Annotated in this window: 21 protein-coding genes and 1 tRNA gene; 13 read left to right on the top strand and 9 right to left on the bottom strand. The window is 67.8% G+C overall.

Features of this window, described 5'->3' with window-relative positions:
• Positions 1 to 29: 29 nt before the first annotated feature.
• Together E4341_RS15085 and E4341_RS15090 are read left to right on the top strand one after the other, a co-directional pair.
• Complete coding sequence (locus tag E4341_RS15085; RefSeq protein ID WP_165118379.1) at positions 30 to 212, top strand: hypothetical protein; 183 nt, start codon at positions 30 to 32, stop codon at positions 210 to 212.
• A gap of 137 nt (positions 213 to 349) precedes the next feature.
• Positions 350 to 1,036 carry a Crp/Fnr family transcriptional regulator gene (locus tag E4341_RS15090; RefSeq protein WP_165118381.1) on the top strand — a complete coding sequence of 229 codons (687 nt, stop codon included), beginning with the start codon at positions 350 to 352 and terminating at the stop codon, positions 1,034 to 1,036.
• On the opposite strand, the gene E4341_RS15095 is transcribed toward E4341_RS15090, so the two are convergent.
• From E4341_RS15095 to E4341_RS15105, 3 genes are read right to left on the bottom strand one after another with little or no spacing between them, the layout of a single operon-like run.
• The gene (locus tag E4341_RS15095; RefSeq protein WP_165118383.1) at positions 1,033 to 2,490 is read right to left on the bottom strand and encodes a sensor histidine kinase; all 1,458 of its coding nucleotides are present in this window, start codon (positions 2,488 to 2,490) and stop codon (positions 1,033 to 1,035) included. The two genes, E4341_RS15090 and E4341_RS15095, sit on opposite strands and share 4 nt — an antisense overlap.
• Positions 2,487 to 3,167, bottom strand: a complete 681-nt coding sequence (locus E4341_RS15100) for a response regulator transcription factor (protein WP_017505887.1) — start codon at positions 3,165 to 3,167, stop codon at positions 2,487 to 2,489. The genes E4341_RS15095 and E4341_RS15100 overlap by 4 nt, the downstream gene beginning before the upstream one ends.
• A complete protein-coding gene (locus E4341_RS15105) occupies positions 3,167 to 3,502 on the bottom strand; it encodes a hypothetical protein (RefSeq protein WP_165118385.1) in 336 nt (111 codons plus the stop codon). The genes E4341_RS15100 and E4341_RS15105 overlap by 1 nt, the downstream gene beginning before the upstream one ends.
• A gap of 228 nt (positions 3,503 to 3,730) precedes the next feature.
• On the opposite strand from E4341_RS15105, the gene E4341_RS15110 reads away from it, so the two are divergent.
• The 11 genes from E4341_RS15110 to E4341_RS15160 all read left to right on the top strand — a co-directional run bounded on the left by E4341_RS15110 (position 3,731) and on the right by E4341_RS15160 (position 14,724).
• Positions 3,731 to 4,096: a hypothetical protein gene (locus E4341_RS15110; RefSeq protein ID WP_165118387.1), complete on the top strand. Its 366-nt coding sequence runs from the start codon at positions 3,731 to 3,733 to the stop codon at positions 4,094 to 4,096.
• A gap of 355 nt (positions 4,097 to 4,451) precedes the next feature.
• Positions 4,452 to 4,535: a potassium-transporting ATPase subunit F gene (locus E4341_RS15115; protein WP_082503478.1), complete on the top strand. Its 84-nt coding sequence runs from the start codon at positions 4,452 to 4,454 to the stop codon at positions 4,533 to 4,535.
• 18 nt (positions 4,536 to 4,553) lie between these two features.
• Positions 4,554 to 6,263, top strand: a complete 1,710-nt coding sequence (kdpA, locus tag E4341_RS15120; RefSeq protein ID WP_165118389.1) for a potassium-transporting ATPase subunit KdpA — start codon at positions 4,554 to 4,556, stop codon at positions 6,261 to 6,263.
• Between the two features lie 18 nt (positions 6,264 to 6,281).
• Positions 6,282 to 8,348: a potassium-transporting ATPase subunit KdpB gene (gene kdpB, locus E4341_RS15125; protein WP_165118391.1), complete on the top strand. Its 2,067-nt coding sequence runs from the start codon at positions 6,282 to 6,284 to the stop codon at positions 8,346 to 8,348.
• Positions 8,348 to 8,503 (top strand): hypothetical protein, encoded by a 156-nt coding sequence (locus E4341_RS15130; RefSeq protein WP_165118393.1) that lies wholly within the window; start codon positions 8,348 to 8,350, stop codon positions 8,501 to 8,503. The genes kdpB and E4341_RS15130 overlap by 1 nt, the downstream gene beginning before the upstream one ends.
• On the top strand, positions 8,496 to 9,212 hold the full coding sequence (locus E4341_RS15135; RefSeq protein ID WP_165118395.1) for a TorF family putative porin: 717 nt from the start codon (positions 8,496 to 8,498) through the stop codon (positions 9,210 to 9,212). The genes E4341_RS15130 and E4341_RS15135 overlap by 8 nt, the downstream gene beginning before the upstream one ends.
• A 10-nt stretch (positions 9,213 to 9,222) precedes the next feature.
• Complete coding sequence (gene kdpC, locus E4341_RS15140; RefSeq protein ID WP_165118397.1) at positions 9,223 to 9,801, top strand: K(+)-transporting ATPase subunit C; 579 nt, start codon at positions 9,223 to 9,225, stop codon at positions 9,799 to 9,801.
• Positions 9,802 to 12,486: a sensor histidine kinase KdpD gene (locus E4341_RS15145; protein WP_165118399.1), complete on the top strand. Its 2,685-nt coding sequence runs from the start codon at positions 9,802 to 9,804 to the stop codon at positions 12,484 to 12,486.
• Positions 12,486 to 13,175: a response regulator gene (locus E4341_RS15150; protein WP_165118401.1), complete on the top strand. Its 690-nt coding sequence runs from the start codon at positions 12,486 to 12,488 to the stop codon at positions 13,173 to 13,175. The genes E4341_RS15145 and E4341_RS15150 overlap by 1 nt, the downstream gene beginning before the upstream one ends.
• A 74-nt stretch (positions 13,176 to 13,249) precedes the next feature.
• Positions 13,250 to 14,185, top strand: a complete 936-nt coding sequence (locus tag E4341_RS15155; protein ID WP_165118403.1) for a histone deacetylase — start codon at positions 13,250 to 13,252, stop codon at positions 14,183 to 14,185.
• An 8-nt stretch (positions 14,186 to 14,193) separates the two neighbouring features.
• The gene (locus E4341_RS15160) at positions 14,194 to 14,724 is read left to right on the top strand and encodes a 2'-5' RNA ligase family protein (protein WP_165118823.1); all 531 of its coding nucleotides are present in this window, start codon (positions 14,194 to 14,196) and stop codon (positions 14,722 to 14,724) included.
• 16 nt (positions 14,725 to 14,740) lie between these two features.
• Here E4341_RS15160 and E4341_RS15165 read toward each other — a convergent pair.
• The 6 genes from E4341_RS15165 to E4341_RS15190 all read right to left on the bottom strand — a co-directional run bounded on the left by E4341_RS15165 (position 14,741) and on the right by E4341_RS15190 (position 17,372).
• Positions 14,741 to 14,817 (bottom strand) — tRNA-Arg (locus E4341_RS15165).
• A 208-nt stretch (positions 14,818 to 15,025) separates the two neighbouring features.
• Complete coding sequence (locus E4341_RS15170) at positions 15,026 to 15,505, bottom strand: hypothetical protein (RefSeq protein ID WP_066554321.1); 480 nt, start codon at positions 15,503 to 15,505, stop codon at positions 15,026 to 15,028.
• The gene (locus E4341_RS15175; RefSeq protein WP_055753919.1) at positions 15,502 to 16,092 is read right to left on the bottom strand and encodes a response regulator; all 591 of its coding nucleotides are present in this window, start codon (positions 16,090 to 16,092) and stop codon (positions 15,502 to 15,504) included. The genes E4341_RS15170 and E4341_RS15175 overlap by 4 nt, the downstream gene beginning before the upstream one ends.
• Positions 16,093 to 16,096: 4 nt before the next feature.
• A complete protein-coding gene (locus E4341_RS15180; protein WP_045811565.1) occupies positions 16,097 to 16,441 on the bottom strand; it encodes a hypothetical protein in 345 nt (114 codons plus the stop codon).
• A 2-nt stretch (positions 16,442 to 16,443) separates the two neighbouring features.
• On the bottom strand, positions 16,444 to 16,986 hold the full coding sequence (locus E4341_RS15185) for a chemotaxis protein CheD (protein ID WP_055753918.1): 543 nt from the start codon (positions 16,984 to 16,986) through the stop codon (positions 16,444 to 16,446).
• Entirely contained in the window at positions 16,983 to 17,372 is a 390-nt protein-coding gene (locus E4341_RS15190) for a response regulator (RefSeq protein WP_039246211.1), read from the bottom strand. Before E4341_RS15190 ends, E4341_RS15185 begins: the two co-directional genes overlap by 4 nt.
• Between the last annotated feature and the right edge of the window lie 2 nt (positions 17,373 to 17,374).

Raw genomic sequence — 17,374 nt, forward strand, 5'->3', positions numbered from 1 at the left:
TACGGTTCGCATCGCTGGGAGCCGTTCGCTTGAACATCTACGAGTTTCACTTCTTCGACGAGGCGGATCGCCGTCCGCTGCTCGACTTCTTCGACGGCGCCGATGACGCCACGGCGCTGGAAGCTGCGCGGTCGCAGCTGGCGCGCCACGCCTCCTGCTCGGGCGTCGAGGTGCTGGAAGCCGGGCGTCTGGTCGGGCGCGTCACCCGCTGAGCGTCGTTGGCGCTCTGCTCGCTGGCGTACACAGCGCGGTAAAGACACGACTTTTCCCCAGCAAGCCGTGTGATATATAGCAACGCTGTGTCGAGTTTCGACAGACGCCGCGCTCAGATCGCCTTATGCGCGAACTCATGAACCGCCTTTCGCCTGGCAACCGATTGATCCAGGGGCTGAACCCCGATGATCGCGACGCTCTTCTCGCCATCGCCACTCCGGTGGAATTCGCGCCCGGCCATGTGTTCAGCGAACCTGACGACGCCATCGAACACCTGCATTTCATCGACAGCGGCTTCTGCTCCTCGGTCGCGGTGCTGGAAGACGGCCGCACCGTGGAGACTGTCATGATCGGGCGCGAAGGCGTGCTGGGCGTCGTCGCCTCGGTCGTGCCGCACCATGCCCACACCCGCAGCGTGGCTCAGGTCGCCGGAACGGCGCGCCGGGCGGACGCCGCCAAGTTCCGCGCCCTGTCGGCTCAACGGCCGGGCGTTCGCGACGCCGTCGCCGAATACATGGCCCGACTTCAGGGCGAGTTGGAGCAGTCGGCCGCCTGCAACGCCCTGCACCACGCCGGGCAGCGGTTCGCCAAATGGTTGCTGCGCTGCCACGACAGGGTGGAGGGCGACACGCTGAACCTGACGCAGGAGTATCTGGCCTCCATGCTGGGCTCGCAGCGGACCACGGTGAACGAGGCGGCGCAGGGGCTTCAAAAGGCGGGAGCCATCGCCTATTCGCGCGGCCGGATCACGGTGCTTGATCGCGCCGCCTTGGAACGGGCGGCCTGCGAATGCTACCGCCGGGGGGGAGACCGGCAGGCCTAGTCGACCTGGGCGGCCGGCAGTTCGAGCACCGCCTTCAACCCGCCCATGTCGCTGTCCGACAGCATCAGCCGCCCGCCGTAGGCGCGCGTCAGGTCGTCCACGATCGACAGGCCCAGGCCCGACCCCGGCGCGCTTTCGTCCAGCCGCGCGCCGCGCTGCATGACCGTATCGCGCTGATCCGCTGGCAGGCCCGTTCCGTCGTCTTCGACCACCAGGATCATCTGGCCCAGGCCGCTGCCGCCCGCGGAGACGCGCACCCGACGCCTGGAGAACTTGGCGGCGTTTTCGATCAGATTGCCCAGGATTTCCTGCAAATCCTGACGCTCGCCCAAGAAAGACAGGCTGTCGGGTGCGCGCCAGTCGATCTCGACGTTCTTGTCGCGGAAGACCTGTTCGATCATCACCGCCAGCTCGTCCAGCACCTCAGCGACGGGCGTCGTCTCGCCCAGACCGTGGGCGGCGCGCGCGGCGGCGCGGGCGCGGCGCAGGTGGTGATCGACCTGGCCCTGCATGATCTTGGTCTGGCGCCGCACCAACTCGGGCAGATCGCCCTCGCTCGTCCCCGCCTCGGCCAGCATCACGGAGATCGGCGTCTTCAGCGCATGGGCCAGATTGCCGACGTGGGTGCGCTGTCGATCCACGACCTCCTGATTGTGATCCAGCAGGCGGTTCACCTGCTCGGCCAGGGGCTGGATTTCCTGAGGGTACGAGCGGCCGATCCGCGCCGACCTGCCCTTGCGCACATCCGCGATCTCATCGCGCAGGTCGAACAGGGGGCGCAGGCCGATCCGCACCTGGATGAAGACCGCCGATACGAGGCCGAGCCCCAAGATCAGGAAAGCGATCCAGGTTACGCGCGCGAACTGGCGCGTGTCCGCATCGACGTCGGAGCGATCCAGTGCCGCGATGAAGATGACCGGATGTTCGTGCCGGGGAATGGACTTCATGCTGGCGGCGACGCGCAGCGGCTCGCGCGTCTCGGCGTCGTCCTTGGGGCCGGTGGTGTTGAAGGTGATGACGTCGCCGAAGGCCGCATCCAGGCGCGCGGGCAGGTCGGCGGGCAGTGCCAGGTCATAGCGCCACAGCGAGGTCGAACGCGCCAGGCTGACCAACTGACCATTGGGGCGAACCTCCATGATCTGCCAGTATTTGCCCGACAGCAGCCGCAGAGTTCTGGCGTCTTGGATCTGCGGAATGGCCTCGCCTTGCGGCGTGCGACTGGCGCCGACCACGATCTCGTCGATCGTTTCGTTGAGCATGGCGCCCAGACGCCGCAGAGCGGATTCCTGAAAGGCCTGGGTCAGCACCAGCGCTGAAATGACCAGAGCGACCACGATCCAGGCCGAGGCCAGCCAGATCAGCCGGCGCGTGAGGGAGCGACCGGGGCGACCGAACCAGCGGCCCCAATCGTGGAGCCCACCGGCGTTGGGTTTCGAAGCCGTCGCCTCGGTCACGCCGGGTCGGATTCGCCCGCCAGCGGCGTCAGCCGATAGCCGAGGCCCCGCACAGTCTCGATCCGGTCCGATCCCACCTTCTTGCGCACCCGGCCGATGAAGACCTCGATGGTGTTGGAATCACGGTCGAAGTCCTGATCGTAAAGGTGTTCGACCAGTTCGGTGCGGCTGATGACGCGCCCCTGATGCATCATCATGTAGTGCAGCAGCCGGTATTCCAGCGAGGTCAGGCGCAGGGGCTCGCCATTGACGCTGGCCCGCGCCGCGCGGGGATCCAGCCGCAAGCCGCCGCACGACAAGGTCGCCGAGGCGATGCCTGCCGAGCGGCGCAGCAGCGCCCGCAGACGCGCCAGCAGCTCTTCGGTATGGAAGGGCTTGGTCAGATAGTCGTCGGCGCCGGCGTCGAAGCCCGCCACCTTGTCCGACCAGGCGCCGCGCGCCGTCAGGATCAAAACCGGCGTCGTCTTGCCCTCTCGCCGCCAACGCTCCAGCACCGACACGCCGTCGATCTTGGGCAGGCCCAGGTCCAGGACGATGACGTCATAGGGTTCGTTCTCGCCCAGATAATGGGCTTCTTCGCCGTCCGGCGCATGGTCCACGGCATAGCCCGCGTCGCCCAGCGCCGCCTTAAGCTGACGCGACAGATCCGCGTCGTCCTCGACCAGAAGCACGCGCATCAGTTCGGCCTGCGACGTTGATTGTTGTTGTCGGGACGCGCCTGTCCGGTCTGGCCGTCGACCACGACCTCCCGCACGCGTCCGTCGCGTTCGACTAGGACGGAATAGTTGCCGTCGCGGCGCGGTTGGGTGTCGATGGGACGACCGCCGCCGGCCTCGCCGCCCCGACGACGGGCCTCGTCGGGACTGACGCGCGGACCACGGTCCTGCGACCGCTGATCCTGGTCGCGCGACTGAGCCTGCGCCGACGTCGTCATGACGGGCGCAAAAGCCAGACCGAGAGCCAGGGCCAGGGCCGGAGGGGCGATCAGGAGAGGGACGGGTTTACGAAACATGGCGACCGATCTAGTCCCGATCATCTGAACGGGCGCTGAATACGTCGTATAGTTTAAAGCGAACGCTGCTCCAAACCGGAGACCAGATCATAAGACGGCGGCGTGACGTCTTTTTCATCCAGATGAACCGAACCTGATCGATCTTGTTCAGAACCGGCTCAGTCGCCGGGTGCTGAAATCGCCTCATCGCTGGTCACCCCGACCGGCAGAACATTTGAGGAGATCGCCATGCGCAAGCTCATCGTCCCCGCCATCGCCCTGGCCGCCGCCTCGGTCGCCGCGCCGTCCTTCGCCCAATCCTATCACCACCGCCCGGCCCCGCCCCATCACGCCAGCTATGGCTCGTGGCAGTCGATCAACGCCCGCCAGGCCAACCTGGACCGCCGCATCGATCAGGGCGTCCGCAACGGCCAACTGAGCCGCCGCGAAGCCACCCGTCTGCGCGGAGAGTTCAACAGCATCCTGCGCCTGGAAGCCAACTATCGCCGCGGCGGCCTGACCGCGTGGGAACGCCAGGACCTGGACCGTCGCTTCGACCGCCTCTCGGCCCAAATCCGCTACGAACGCCGCGATTACGACAACCGTCGGGGCTGATCATCTCGACGAAGACAGTTGGAAGCGCGGCCGCAAGGCCGCGCTTTTCTTATTTGATCTGAAGCCGCACAGCCGTGGGCTGCGCGGCACATCCTCAAGCATCCTTGCATTAAAAAGTCCGCCGCCGGCCCTTCACACGTCGCCCGCGCTGCGACCGATCCAGATTTCCTTGGTTTTATGAATCCTTTAGGTCGGCGGCCCGGACTCGCATCGCGCCATTATGCCGCCCGGTGGTCTGTTCCCGCTCGAACTTGAGCGAGGAGGCCGGATTGGCCGATGTGATTTTTCTGGCGGTGGGTGCGGGGACGTTCGCCGTCTTCGCCTTGCTGGCCACAGCATTGAAACGGGTGTGACGATGATCGCCATGCTCTGGGGGGCGGGGGCGCTGGTCGTCGCCGTTTACATGGTCGCGGCGCTGCTGCGGCCCGAGCGGTTCTGAGGAACCGGGACGGATTTCATGAACATGCAAGGATGGGGCGAGATCGCCCTGACCCTTGGGCTGGCCGTAATGCTCGGCTGGCCCATCGGCGTTTATATGTCGCGCGTCTGGAATGGCGAGCGGACCTGGCTGGACCCGGTGCTGAAGCCGGTCGAGGCCGTCTTCTACGGCGCCGCCGGCGTCGATCCTAAACGCAGCCAAGGCTGGCTGGGATACGCCGGCGCCCTTTTGGCCTTCAACCTGGCGGGCTTTGTGCTGCTGTATGCGATCCTGCGTCTGCAGGGCGTGCTGCCGCTGAACCCGCAAGGGTTCGCAGGCGTGTCGCCGCATCTGGCCTTCAACACCGCCGTCAGCTTCGTGACCAACACCAACTGGCAGAGCTATGGCGGGGAGGCGACTCTGTCGACCTTCACCCAGATGGTCGGCCTGACGGTGCAGAACTTCGTCTCGGCGGCGACGGGCGCGACGATCGCGGCGGCCCTGGCGCGGGCCTTCGTGGCCAATCGCGGCGAGGGGGTCGGCAACTTCTGGGCCGATCTGACGCGCACGACCCTTTATGTCCTGCTGCCTGCCGCCCTGATCTTGGCCGTGGCCCTGTCGGGTCTCGGCATCGTTCAGAGCCTGGCGGCCCATGTGACGGCGACCGGCGTCGAGGGCGGATCCCAGACCTTGCCGCTGTTCCCGGCGGCCAGCCAGGTGGCGATCAAACAGCTGGGCATCAACGGCGGCGGCGTCTTCAACGTCAACGGCGCCCATCCGTTCGAGAACCCGAACGCCATCACCAATCTGCTGACCGCCGTGGCGATCAACGTCATGGGCTGGGCGGCCTTCTTCGCCTTCGGCCGCACCGCCATGGCGGGACGCGACATCCGCGCCCTGGCGGCGGCGGCCCTTATCCTGCTGAGCGCCGCCAGCGCGGCCATGTATGTGATCGAGACCCAGCCGGCCCCGGCCCTGGTCGCGGCCCAGGTGGACGCCTCGGTCAATATGGAGGGCAAGGAGGTCCGCTTCGGCGCGCCCGCCTCGACCGTCTGGTCCGTGGTCACGACCGGCGCCTCGAACGGGTCGGTCAACTCGATGCACGCCAGCTTCATGCCCTTGGGCGGCGGGTTGCAGATGTTCCTGATGCAGTTGGGCGAGATCCTGCCCGGCGGCGTCGGTTCGGGCATCGCCATCATGGTCGTCATGGCCCTGCTGTCGGTCTTCGTCGCCGGCCTGATGGTCGGGCGCACCCCGGAATATCTGGGCAAGAAGATCGAGGCGCGCGAGATCCAGTTCGCCATGATCGCGGTGCTGATCCTGCCGCTGGCCATCCTGGGCTTCACCGCCGTGTCGGCCGTCTTCCCGACGGCGCTGGCGGGCCTGCTGAACAAGGGGCCGCACGGTTTGTCGGAGATCCTGTACGCCTACACCTCGGCGGGAGCGAACAACGGCTCGGCCTTTGCGGGCCTGACCGCCAACGCTCCGTGGTGGAACACGACCCTGGGTCTTGGGATGCTGTTCGGGCGGTTCATTCCGGCCGTCGCCGTCCTGGCCATCGCCGGCAGTCTGGTTGTCAAGCCCAAGCTGGCGCCAAGCCCCGGCACCCTGCCGACCGACAACGGCCTGTTCATCGGCCTGCTGATCGGCGTGATCCTCATCCTTGGCGGCCTGCAGTTCCTGCCCGCCCTCGCCCTGGGACCGATCGTCGAGCACTTCCAGGTGCTCGCGGCGGTCGCCGGCGCCTGATCCTTCGGACATCCTGACATGACACAAATAACTCTGGATCCGCGCGAGGGCGGCCGTGCGTCGCCTCTCGCGGGCGGCCTCTCGGGACAGATGATCGGACGCGCCGTGGGCGATGCCTTCGTCAAGCTGAACCCCGTCAAGCTGATCAACAATCCGGTCATCTTCACCACCTGGATCGTGGCGCTTCTGTCCACGCTGTCGGCGGCGGCGGCCATCGCGAGCGGTCAGTCGGCGGGCTTTGCGGTGCAACTGGCGCTGTGGCTGTGGGCCACGGTCCTGTTCGCCAATGTCGCCGAAAGCATCGCCGAAGGGCGGGGCAAGGCGGCGGCCGATTCCCTGCGCGCCACCCGCGTCACGACCAAGGCCAAGCTGATCGTCGATCCGAAGACCGGCAGCGTGGTCCCGACCAACGCCTCCGAGCTTGAAGTCGGGTCGATCATCCTGGTCGAGGCCGGCGACGTGATCGCCTCTGACGGCGAAATCATCGAGGGCGTCGCCTCGGTCAACGAGGCCGCCATCACCGGCGAGAGCGCCCCGGTGATCCGCGAAAGCGGCGGCGACCGTTCGGCGGTGACCGGCGGCACGACCGTCGTCTCGGACTGGATCAAGGTGCGCATCACCGCCAAGCCCGGCTCGACCTTCCTCGATCGCATGATCGCCATGGTCGAGGGCGCGGATCGCAGAAAGACGCCCAACGAGCTGGCCCTGGCCGTGCTGCTGGCCGGCCTGACGCTTATCTTCCTGATCGCGGTCGTGACCCTGGTGGGCCTAGGCGCCTATTCCGGCGTCGATCTGGACCCGATGGTGCTGGGCGCCCTGTTCATCACCCTGATCCCGACCACGATCGGGGGCCTGCTGTCCGCTGTCGGCATCGCCGGCATGGACCGGTTGCTGAAGGTGAATGTGCTGGCCACCTCGGGCCGTGCGGTGGAGGCGGCAGGCGACGTCGACACCCTGCTGCTCGACAAGACCGGCACCATCACCTTCGGCAACCGCATGGCGACCGAGGTCATTCCGGTCCCGGGCGTGCGCCCCGAGGCCGCCTTGGCCGCCGCCGTCATGGCGTCGCTCGCCGACGAGACGCCGGAGGGCCGCTCCATCGTCGTGCTGGGTCGCAACGCCGGGGTTTCGGTCGATCAGCCCGCCGGCGCCGTCGCCATTCCCTTCACCGCCGTCACCCGCCAGTCGGGCCTGGACGTCGGCAAGGACAGTTGGAGGAAGGGCGCGGTCGATGCGGTGCTGAAGGATCTAAACCTGGCGGACGGTTCGGCCCCGGCCGAGTTCCGCCAGGCCGTGGACCGGATCGCCCGTTCGGGCGGCACGCCCCTGGCCGTGACCCAGAACGGCGTCCTGGTCGGCGTCATCCACCTGAAAGACGTGGTCAAGCCGGGCGTAAAGGCGCGCTTCGCCGACCTGCGCCGCATGGGCCTGCGCACCGTCATGATCACCGGCGACAATCCGGTGACGGCCGCAGCCATCGCTTCGGAAGCGGGAGTGGACGACTACCTCGCCGAGGCCACGCCCGAGGACAAGATGCGCCTGATCAAGGCCGAACAGGCCAAGGGCCGTCTGGTCGCCATGTGCGGCGACGGGGCCAACGACGCCCCGGCCCTGGCACAGGCCGATGTCGGCGTCGCCATGCAGACCGGCGCCCAGGCTGCGCGCGAGGCCGGCAACATGGTCGATCTGGACAGCGACCCGACCAAGGTCATCGAGATCGTCGAGGTCGGCAAGCAACTGCTGATTACGCGCGGCGCCCTGACGACCTTCTCGGTCGCCAACGACGTGGCCAAGTATTTCGCCATCATCCCGGCGATGTTCGTGGTGGCCCTGCCGTCGCTCGGCGCGCTGAACGTCATGCGCCTGCACAGCCCCGAGAGCGCCATCCTGTCGGCGGTGATCTTCAACGCCCTGGTCATCGTCGCCCTGATCCCGCTGGCGCTGAAGGGCGTCAAATACCGGGCCATCGGCGCTGGCGCGCTTCTGGGTCGCAACCTGCTGATCTACGGCCTGGGCGGCCTGATCGCCCCGTTCGTCGGCATCAAGCTGATCGACCTGCTCATCTCCGGCCTGGGTCTGGCCTGATGCGTCGGGAGGTCTCTCGCATCCTGCAACTCGTCGTGGCGGTGCTGGTCATCGCCGTGATGTGGGGCGTGGCGACGCTGCAGCAGACCGATCCGCGCACGCGCACCAACCCCATGGCCATTCATCCTGTTCGAATAGAGAAATCCAATGCGTAAATCCCTCTCCAAGGCCTCGGGCCGCAACGACGCCTGGTTCGCCGCCGCCTGTATCGTCGGTCTCGCCGGTCTCGGCCTATGCAGCGAAGCCAAGGCCCAGGACGTGTCGGCGAACGTCGCCGTCACCTCCGACTACGTCTTCCGCGGCGTCAGCCAGACCCAGGAAAACCCCGCGATCTCGGCCGGCGTCGATCTGACCAGAAGCGGCTTCTACGCCGGCGGCTGGGCCTCCAACGTCGATTTCGGCGACGACACGGACGCCGAGGTCGATCTTTATGCCGGCTATCGGCCCGAGGTCGCCGGCTATGCGCTGGACTTTGGCGTGATCGGCTATCTCTACGCCGGTCAGCCCGACGGCGCCGACTATGACTATGTCGAGTTCAAAGCCGCCGCCTCGCGCGCTTTTGGCCCCGCGACCCTGGGCGCCGCCGTCTATTATTCGCCCGACTTCTTCGGCGCGGCCGAGGACGAGGCGACCTATGCCGAGGTCAACGGCGCGGTCAGCCCGGCCGACAAATGGACCGTCTCGGGCGCCGTCGGGCGTCAGTGGGTGTCTTCGGACCTGGACTACACCACCTGGAACCTCGGCGCGGCCTATCAGCTGACCGACAATCTGGCGCTGGACCTGCGCTATCACGACACCGATCAACACGACTTCGGCGACATCTACGGCGCACGCGCCGTAGCCACGCTGAAGGCGACCTTCTGAGGCGACGGCCATGGTCAACCAACTTCGCCCGGCCCTCGTCATGACGGCCCTGTTCACCCTGCTGCTGGGCCTGGCCTATCCGCTGGCCGTCACCGGCATCGCCCAGGTCGCCTTCCCGGATCAGGCTAACGGCAGCCTGGTGCGCGACGCCGGCGGCAAGGTCGTCGGTTCGTCCCTGATCGGCCAGCCTTTCGTCAGCGCGACCTATCTGCATCCGCGCCCGGCGGCGGCAGGCGACGGCTATGACGCCGCCGCCTCGTCCGGCTCCAACATGGGGCCGCTGAACCCGGACCTGATCGCCCGCGTCGCCGAAAGCGCCCAGGCGATCCGCGCCGAGGACGGCCCCGGCGTCATCCCCGCCGATGCGGTGACGACCTCGGGTTCGGGCCTCGACCCGGACGTGTCCCCGGCCTACGCTCGGCTTCAGGCCGCGCGGATCGCCCGCGCCAGAGGCGTTCCCGTGCAACAGGTCCAGAGCATCATCGAGGCGCATATCGAGGGGGCCTTCCTGGGCTTCATCGGCCAGCCGCACGTCAATGTCCTGCTGACCAACCGCGCGCTGGACGCCCGCTTCGGGGCGGAGGGCTGATTGCCCGAAACGGCGCCCGCAACGCCCGCGACTTCAGCCGCTCCGCGCCGTAAGCGCGGGCGGCTGAAGGTGTTTCTGGGCATGTCGCCCGGCGTGGGCAAGACCTATGAGATGCTGCGCGCCGCACGCCGTCGAAAGGCCGAGGGGCTGGACGTCGTCGTCGGCGTGGTCGAGACCCACGGCCGCAAGGAAACGATGAGCCTGCTGCGCGGGCTCGACGTCATGCCGCGCGCGCCCATTGAACACCGCGACCGCGCCTTGATGGAGTTCGACCTCGACGGCGCCCTGGCGCGACGGCCCGAACTGTTGCTGGTCGACGAATACGCCCACTCCAACGCGCCGGGTTCGCGCCATCCCAAGCGCTGGCAGGATGTGGAGGAGCTGCGCGACGCGGGCATCGACGTCTGGACCACGCTGAACATCCAGCATCTGGAAAGCCTGTCCGACGTCATTCTGCGCATCACCGGCGTGCGCCAGCGCGAGGCGGTGCCCGACAGCGCCCTGACCGGCGCCGACGACATCGAGGTCATCGACATCACGCCCGAAGACCTGCGGGTGCGTCTAGCTGAAGGCAAGGTCTATGTGCCCGAGACGGCGCGGGTGGCGTCCGAGAACTTCTTCAAAATCGAAAACCTGACGGCGCTGCGCGAACTGGCCCTGCGACGCGCGGCCCAGACGGTCGACGACCAGTTGCTGACCCACCTGCGCGAGCGGGGCGTATCAGGGCCGTGGGCGGCGAACGAGCGGATCCTGGTCTTGGTCGGCGGCGACGCCATGACCGCCTCGCTGGTGCGGACCGGTCGGCGGATGTCGGACATGATGATGGACGCCCCCTGGTCTGTGGCCCACGTCGAACGGCCCAGCGGATCGCGCGCCGACGCCCGCTCGGCGGGACGATTGTCCGAGGCTTTCAAACTGGCCGAACAGCTGGGCGGACGCCCGGTGACGATCAGCGGCGACGACGTGGTGCGCGCCGTTCTGGACCACGCCCACCGCAACAACGTCACCCAGATCGTCATCGGCAAGACGCGCGGCGGGCGTTTCGCCGAATGGACCGGCCGGGCGCTGGCGACTGAGCTTCTGCGCAAGGCCCAGGGCGTCGCCGTCCATGTCGTGACCGAGGGCGACCTGACCGCGCCCGAACCGGCGTCCAAGTCGGGCGTCAGGGCCGCGCTGGACTGGCGCGGCTATCCGGCCGGCGCGGGGTTCGTCCTGGCGGCGACGGGGGCGGCTCTTTTGCTCGATACCCGGTTCGAGCGGGTCGATCTGGGCGTCATTTATCTGGCGGCGGTGGTGGCGGCGGGGGTGCTGAATGGTCTGCGGCCTGCGCTGGCGGCGGCGACCCTGGCCTTTTTGACCTACAACTTTCTGTTCCTTCAGCCGCGCTACAGCTTCCTGATCGGTTCGCCGACCGATTTCCTGACCTTGGTCCTTTTCTGGGGCGTGGCCCTGGGCACAGGCGCCCTGGCGGGGCGGGTGCGCGAACAGGCCAGGGCCGCCCAGCGGCGCGCCGCCGCCGTCTCGGCCCTGCTGGCCGCCAGTCAGACCCTGTCGGCGGGCCAGGATCGCGCGACCACGGCCCGCAGTCTGGCTGAACAGGCCTCGGCCGCCGCCGGCGCGGGCGCCGTCGTCCTGCTGCCCGACGGCGAGGACATCGTTCTGACGGCGGCCAGTCCCGAGGGCGTGACCCTGGCCCCCGACGCCATGGCCGCCGCCCGCTGGGCCTGGACCCACGGCGAGGTGACGGGCCACGGCACGGGCACCCTGCCGCAGACCCACTGGCGGTTTCAGCCCTTGCAGGGCGTGCGCGGCCGGGCCGGCGTGGCGGGCGTCGACGCCTCGGCCGTGGCGGCGGGCTCGGACGAGGAACGCCTGGCCATGGCCCTGCTGGACCAGGGCGCCGTGGCGCTTGAGCGTGCCGACCTGGCCGGTCAGGCGCTGGAGACCGAAACCCTGCGTCGCGCCGACCGTTTCCGCGCGGCCTTGATGAACTCGGTCAGCCACGACCTGCGCACGCCCCTGTCCACCGTCCTGGGCTCGGCGACGACCCTGATCGACTATGGCGCGACCCTGAAGCCCGAGGTCCGCGATGACCTGCTGCTCAGCATCCGCGAGGAGGCCGAACGCCTGTCGCGCTATGTCGGCGACCTCTTGGACATGACCCGGCTGGAGGGCGGCGGGCTGAACGTGCGCACAGACTGGACCGATGTGCGCGACATCCTGAACGCCGCCGCCGACCGGGTGTCGCGCCGCCTGGGCCAGCGCAAGGTCACGCGCGACTTTCCGGCCCAGCTCAGCATGGTCGAGGCCGATCCGGGCCTGCTGGAACAGGCCGTGGTCAACATCCTGGAAAACGCCATCGCCTACAGCCCCGATGGCACGACCATCGAACTGGCGGCCTATGAGGATCGCGGCGCGGTCGTCATCTCCATCGAGGACGAGGGACGCGGCATCCCCACCGCCGAGCTGGAACGGGTGTTCGACAAGTTCCGCCGCATGGAGGAGTCTACGGATCGCGCGAAAGGCGCAGGCCTCGGCCTCGCCATCTCCAAGGGTTTCGTCGAGGCCATGCGCGGCCGCATCGCCGCCGCCAGCCCGATCCAGGACGACGCCGACGGCAAACGCGGCACCCGCATCCTGATCAGTTTGCCCAAGTCTATCGCCACCCACCCGGATCTGCTCTGATGTCCGCCGTTCGCCCCCAGGTTCTGGTCATCGATGACGAACCCCAGATCCACCGCTTCCTGGCCCCCGCCCTGGACGCCGCCGGCTATGAACCCCGCCGCGCCGATAGCGGTCAGGAAGGGCTGCGCGCCATCGCCCTGTGGAGCCCCGATGCCGTGGTTCTGGACCTCGGCCTGCCCGACATGGACGGCAAGGACGTTCTGACGCGGGCGCGCGACTTCTATCAGGGGCCGATCATCGTCCTGTCCGCCCGCGACCGCGAGGCCGAGAAGATCACGGCCCTGGACCTGGGCGCCAACGACTATGTCGAAAAGCCGTTCGGCGTCGGCGAACTGCTGGCGCGCATCCGGGCGGGCCTGCGTCAGGGCGCGCTGACGCCGGTCGCGGGCGGGGTGGTCACGGCCAGCGATGTCGTCATCGATCTGGACCGCCGCGTCGTCACCCGCGCTGGCGAGCGGGTGAAGCTTCGCCCCAAGGAATACGACGTCCTGGCCTACCTCGCCCGCAACGCCGGCAAGGTCCTCGGCCACGCCGACCTGCTCAAGACCATCTGGGGCGCCGGCCACGCCGACGACGTCCAGTATCTGCGCGTCGTCGTCGGCCAGCTCCGGCACAAGCTCGAGGCCGATCCGGCCCAGCCCGTTGTTCTCGTGACCGAACCGGGCGTGGGCTATCGGCTGGCGGACTGAGCCCTTCGACGAGAGGGTTCGACTGTCTTTTCCGATGCAGCCTCATAAAGGCCGGCGCGTTGTCTGCGGAACCCATGTCTGAACCAGGCCCCCTCCCTCCGATCGTCTATCACCCGGCCTACAGCGCCGAACTGCCATCGGGTCATCGCTTTCCGATGCAGAAGTATGCGCGCTTGGTGGAGGTGCTGAGAGAGGAAGGGCTGATCGGACCGGAGGGGCTGTGGGAGCCCGAACCTGCGGATTATTCCCTGCTCGCCGCCGTGCATGATCCTGATTATGTGCGCCAGGTACTGAACACCCGCGTTCCGCCGAAGGTCGAACGGGTCATCGGCCTACCCATCACCCAAAGCGTCGTCGAACGCACGCAGGCCGCCGTCGGCGGCACGCTGACGGCGGCCCGTCTCGCCCTTCGCCATGGCCTCGCCTGCAACACGGCTGGCGGCAGCCATCATGCGGGCCCCATGGGCGGCGCAGGCTTCTGCGTCTTCAACGACATCGGCGTCGCGGCTCGAGCCCTGATCGATAATGGCGAAGTCGGACAGGTCCTTGTGGTCGATCTGGACGTCCATCAGGGCGATGGAACCGCCTTCATCTTCGAGCACGAGCCCCGCGTCTTCACCTTCTCAATGCATGGCGAAAAGAACTTTCCGGTGCGCAGGGGGCCCAGCGATCTGGATATCGACCTGCCCGACGAAACAGGCGACGCAGCCTATGTCGCCAGGCTCAAAGCCGTTCTGCCCGACCTGCTTCAACGCGTTGCGCCGGATCTCGTCTTCTACATCGCAGGCGTCGATCCGCACGAAAGCGACCGGCTGGGGCGGCTGTCGCTGAGCGACGAGGGATTGGCTGAGCGCGACGCCTATGTGCTTGAAGCCTGTCTGGCGGTTGCGCCGCTCGTCGGCGTCATCGGCGGTGGATACGATCACGACATTGATCGTCTCGCGCGCCGCCACGCGACGCTCCATCGCGCGGCCGCCCAAGCCTGGCGGCGCGGCTTGGCCCGGCGGTAGGCTTGAGCGTGGCAGACCCGGCGCCGCTCATCATCACCGCAGCCCTGGACGACTGCGCCTTCGACTGGTTCGACGGCTTGCGTCAGGCGCACTTTCCCCGCCACCGCAACGTCGTCCCGGCCCATCTGACCCTGTTCCACGCCCTCCCTGGCGCGCAGGAAGACTTCGTGTTGGAGACGCTGAAGTCGGCGTGCCGACGCCAGGCGCCCATCCGCCTCGATGTGCGCGGCCCGTGGCCCCTGGGGCGTGGCGTGGCCTACCGCCTGGCGTCCGCCGATCTGGACCGACTGCGTAGACAACTCGCGGAGGCCTTTTCGCCCTGGCTAACCCGCCAGGACCAGGCCCCGTTCCGACCGCACATCACGATCCAGAACAAGGTCGAGCCCGCAGACGCCAAACAGCTGCTTGAGCAGCTTCAGCTGGAGTTCGAGCCGTTCGACATTCTCGCTGAAGGCCTGCTCGTCTGGCGCTACCTGGACGGCCCGTGGGAGGCGATTGACCGGATTCCATTCGAGAGCGAGCTGCCCCTCGACGATTAGGCACCCGACAGTGCGATGGCGACCCCGGCAGGACTCCAACCTGCGACCTCGGCTTTAGGAAAGCCTTGCTCTATGCAGCTGAGCTACGGGGCCACGCCTGACGCCGTAGCGGGTCGGGGCGGCGGGGGGAAGTCGGGGCGACGAAAAAGTCGGGCGGCGGTCGGTCGACTGCGGTGGTGAGCGTTTGTGGTTAAGGGGTCTTAACCTACAAGATATCGCGGTGAACAAAGGACGAAACGGGCGATGTCATCGATTCGGTCCTGATTCGTTTCGCCCTTGTTCCGCGAGAACGGAACGGCCGTTAACCGACGGGCGGAACGTGAGCGGTCAGGGCGCGCAGGCCCTCCAGGAGGCGGTCGGAATCGGCGCTGGTCTGGCCCTGGGCGGCCAGGGTCAGGCGGAGCGCGCGGACGTGAACCTCGACCGAGGGCCAAGACCAGCTGCCGGCGCTCTTCATCCGGTCGGCGATCTCGCACAGGCTGAAGGCGGCCTCGAAGAAGGTCGGGACGTCCAGATAGCCGGCCATGTCGACCATGGCGGAGGCGAAGGCGTAGATTTGGGCCGGAGCATCCTGCGGGCGGGTCGCGCACAGGGCCTCGATGGCGTCGACATTGGCCGTCAACAGGGTGAAGACGTGGTCGCGCTGTTCATCCAGCGCCTGGTTGGCGCGCGACTCGGCCTCGACGATCAGACGACCGCCGGGCCGCGCCATCTGACGCTGGAGCGAGGTGTGGACGCGGCGGACGGTGGGCGTCTTGGGCGCGGCGGCTGGCTCGGTCACAGGCTGACCTTCATCGGCTTCATCAGCATGTCGATGTCGTCCTGATCCATGTTTTCCTCGACCGCCTCGCCCAGATCGCCGGACAGGTCGCTTGAGCGGCGGCCGTCGGTGCCGGGGGGCGGCCCATAGTTGCGCACCCTGCGGTCGGGCCCGATGTAGTGTTCGGCCTCGACGAAATCCCGGTCCTCGCCGCCCAGCCAGATGATCCGTTTCAGCAGCAGGGACGGCGACAGGGGTTTGGCGACGATGAAGCTGGCGCCGCAGTCGCGGCCCTGCTGGACCTTGGCCTGGGAAGCGTGGCCGAGGATCATGATGACGGGCACATAGCGGGTCGGCGTGGGGGCGTCGCGCCGCAGCCAGCGCACGAAGTCATAGCCGTCCATGTCCGGCATGATGCAGTCGATCAAAATCAGATCGACCGAGCGGCGCGCCAGCAGTTCGACGGCCGCCTGGGCCGAGGCGCACTTGATCTGCTCCTTGCAGCCGAAGCCCTGGACGATGGAACCCAGCATATCCAGCGACGTGGGCTGGTCGTCGATCAGAAGGACCGTCGTGTGCGCCAGATTGACCCGATCGCTCTTGGCCATGGCGTCAGAACAGCATGAGGTCGCCGGCGTCGGCGTTCGATTGCGGGCGATGCTCGCCGGCGGCGGGACGAAGGCGGCCGGCCATGTCGGCCAGCGACAGGCGGCTGACGGCCTCGGACGGGCTGGCGCCGCCGCCCAGCATGCGCAGGACGCCGGACAGAGCCTCGAGACGCTGGGTCAGGGCGTCCAGGGCCTGGGCCTGGGTCAGGGCGTTGGGACGTTCCTCGGGCGGGGCGCGGCGGACCAGATCGCTGACCAGGGCCTCGATCCCGTCGATGCCTTCGCGCACCAGCATCAGCTCGTCGGCGACGGCGGCCAGCAGATCGGCGTGTTCGGGAGGGGCGCTCATGCTCAGAACAGTTCCAAGGCGCCGGTATCGACCGGAGCCATGACGGGCACGGGTTTGGGGGCGACGACGTCGGTGACGGCGCGCTGCAGGGCGCGGCCTGTGACGGGCCAGTAGTGCAGGCGCCGTCCGCCGTCGCCGCGCAGGCTGCCGCCGACGACGGGAATGCCTTCGTCGCGCAGGAATTTCTCGGCGAAGTCGGCGTTGCTGCGTCCCACGTCGCGCAGGCTGTCGAACATGCGGCCGCCGCCGAACAGCTTGGCCTCCAGCCGATCGCGACGGGCGCCGGCCTTGAGCATGTCGTTGATCAGAAGCTCCATCGCATAGGCGCCGTAGCGACGCCCCGCATCGGTGCCTGCGCCCGAGCCTTCGGGCAGCAGGAAGTGGTTCATGCCGCCGACGCCCGCCAGCGGATCGCGCACGCACATGGCGACGCAGGACCCCAGGATGGTGCTGAGCACGACATTGGGATCGGACGTGATGAAATGCTCGCCCTGACCGACGTGAACGCGCTTTTCGACCGTGTCCTTCAGGGCGGCGAAACTCATGTCAGGGGACCGAAAACGGCTTCCAGCTTGCCCTTCAGCTGAGCGACGGTGAAAGGCTTGACCAGGTAGTTGTTTACGCCGAACTGCACCGCGCGCTGGACCAGCTCGCGGTCGGCGCGGCCCGTCAGCATGATGAAGGCGGTCTTGGAGGTCGGCGGGTGGGCGCGCACGGCGCGCAGAAGGCCCAGACCGTCCAGGTTCGGCATATTGTAGTCGGAGATGATCAGGTGCGCGGGCTTGGACACGATCTCGCGCAGGGCAATCTCGCCGTCGGCGGCCTCGCGGATCTCGCGCACGCCGAGCTGTTGCAGGCTGGTGCGGACCAGCGAACGCATCGTCATCTGATCGTCGACGACCAGGCAGTGAAGTGAGGCGGCGGCGGGCATAG

Source organism: Brevundimonas sp. 'scallop' (genome assembly GCF_011045535.1).
Taxonomy (GTDB): domain Bacteria; phylum Pseudomonadota; class Alphaproteobacteria; order Caulobacterales; family Caulobacteraceae; genus Brevundimonas; species Brevundimonas vesicularis.

What these genes read in the sequence shown, in the direction of transcription:
- E4341_RS15185 (WP_055753918.1), bottom strand. Translation starts at nt 16,986, where the DNA reads ATGAGTTTCGCCGCCCTGAAGGACACGGTCGAAAAGCGCGTTCACGTC.
- E4341_RS15130 (WP_165118393.1), top strand. Translation starts at nt 8,348, where the DNA reads ATGCGTCGGGAGGTCTCTCGCATCCTGCAACTCGTCGTGGCGGTGCTG.
- E4341_RS15180 (WP_045811565.1), bottom strand. Translation starts at nt 16,441, where the DNA reads ATGAGCGCCCCTCCCGAACACGCCGATCTGCTGGCCGCCGTCGCCGAC.
- E4341_RS15110 (WP_165118387.1), top strand. Translation starts at nt 3,731, where the DNA reads ATGCGCAAGCTCATCGTCCCCGCCATCGCCCTGGCCGCCGCCTCGGTC.
- E4341_RS15150 (WP_165118401.1), top strand. Translation starts at nt 12,486, where the DNA reads ATGTCCGCCGTTCGCCCCCAGGTTCTGGTCATCGATGACGAACCCCAG.
- kdpC (WP_165118397.1), top strand. Translation starts at nt 9,223, where the DNA reads ATGGTCAACCAACTTCGCCCGGCCCTCGTCATGACGGCCCTGTTCACC.
- kdpB (WP_165118391.1), top strand. Translation starts at nt 6,282, where the DNA reads ATGACACAAATAACTCTGGATCCGCGCGAGGGCGGCCGTGCGTCGCCT.
- E4341_RS15100 (WP_017505887.1), bottom strand. Translation starts at nt 3,167, where the DNA reads ATGCGCGTGCTTCTGGTCGAGGACGACGCGGATCTGTCGCGTCAGCTT.
- E4341_RS15090 (WP_165118381.1), top strand. Translation starts at nt 350, where the DNA reads ATGAACCGCCTTTCGCCTGGCAACCGATTGATCCAGGGGCTGAACCCC.
- E4341_RS15190 (WP_039246211.1), bottom strand. Translation starts at nt 17,372, where the DNA reads ATGCCCGCCGCCGCCTCACTTCACTGCCTGGTCGTCGACGATCAGATG.
- kdpA (WP_165118389.1), top strand. Translation starts at nt 4,554, where the DNA reads ATGAACATGCAAGGATGGGGCGAGATCGCCCTGACCCTTGGGCTGGCC.
- E4341_RS15135 (WP_165118395.1), top strand. Translation starts at nt 8,496, where the DNA reads ATGCGTAAATCCCTCTCCAAGGCCTCGGGCCGCAACGACGCCTGGTTC.
- E4341_RS15175 (WP_055753919.1), bottom strand. Translation starts at nt 16,092, where the DNA reads ATGGCCAAGAGCGATCGGGTCAATCTGGCGCACACGACGGTCCTTCTG.
- E4341_RS15155 (WP_165118403.1), top strand. Translation starts at nt 13,250, where the DNA reads ATGTCTGAACCAGGCCCCCTCCCTCCGATCGTCTATCACCCGGCCTAC.
- E4341_RS15115 (WP_082503478.1), top strand. Translation starts at nt 4,452, where the DNA reads ATGATCGCCATGCTCTGGGGGGCGGGGGCGCTGGTCGTCGCCGTTTAC.
- E4341_RS15105 (WP_165118385.1), bottom strand. Translation starts at nt 3,502, where the DNA reads ATGTTTCGTAAACCCGTCCCTCTCCTGATCGCCCCTCCGGCCCTGGCC.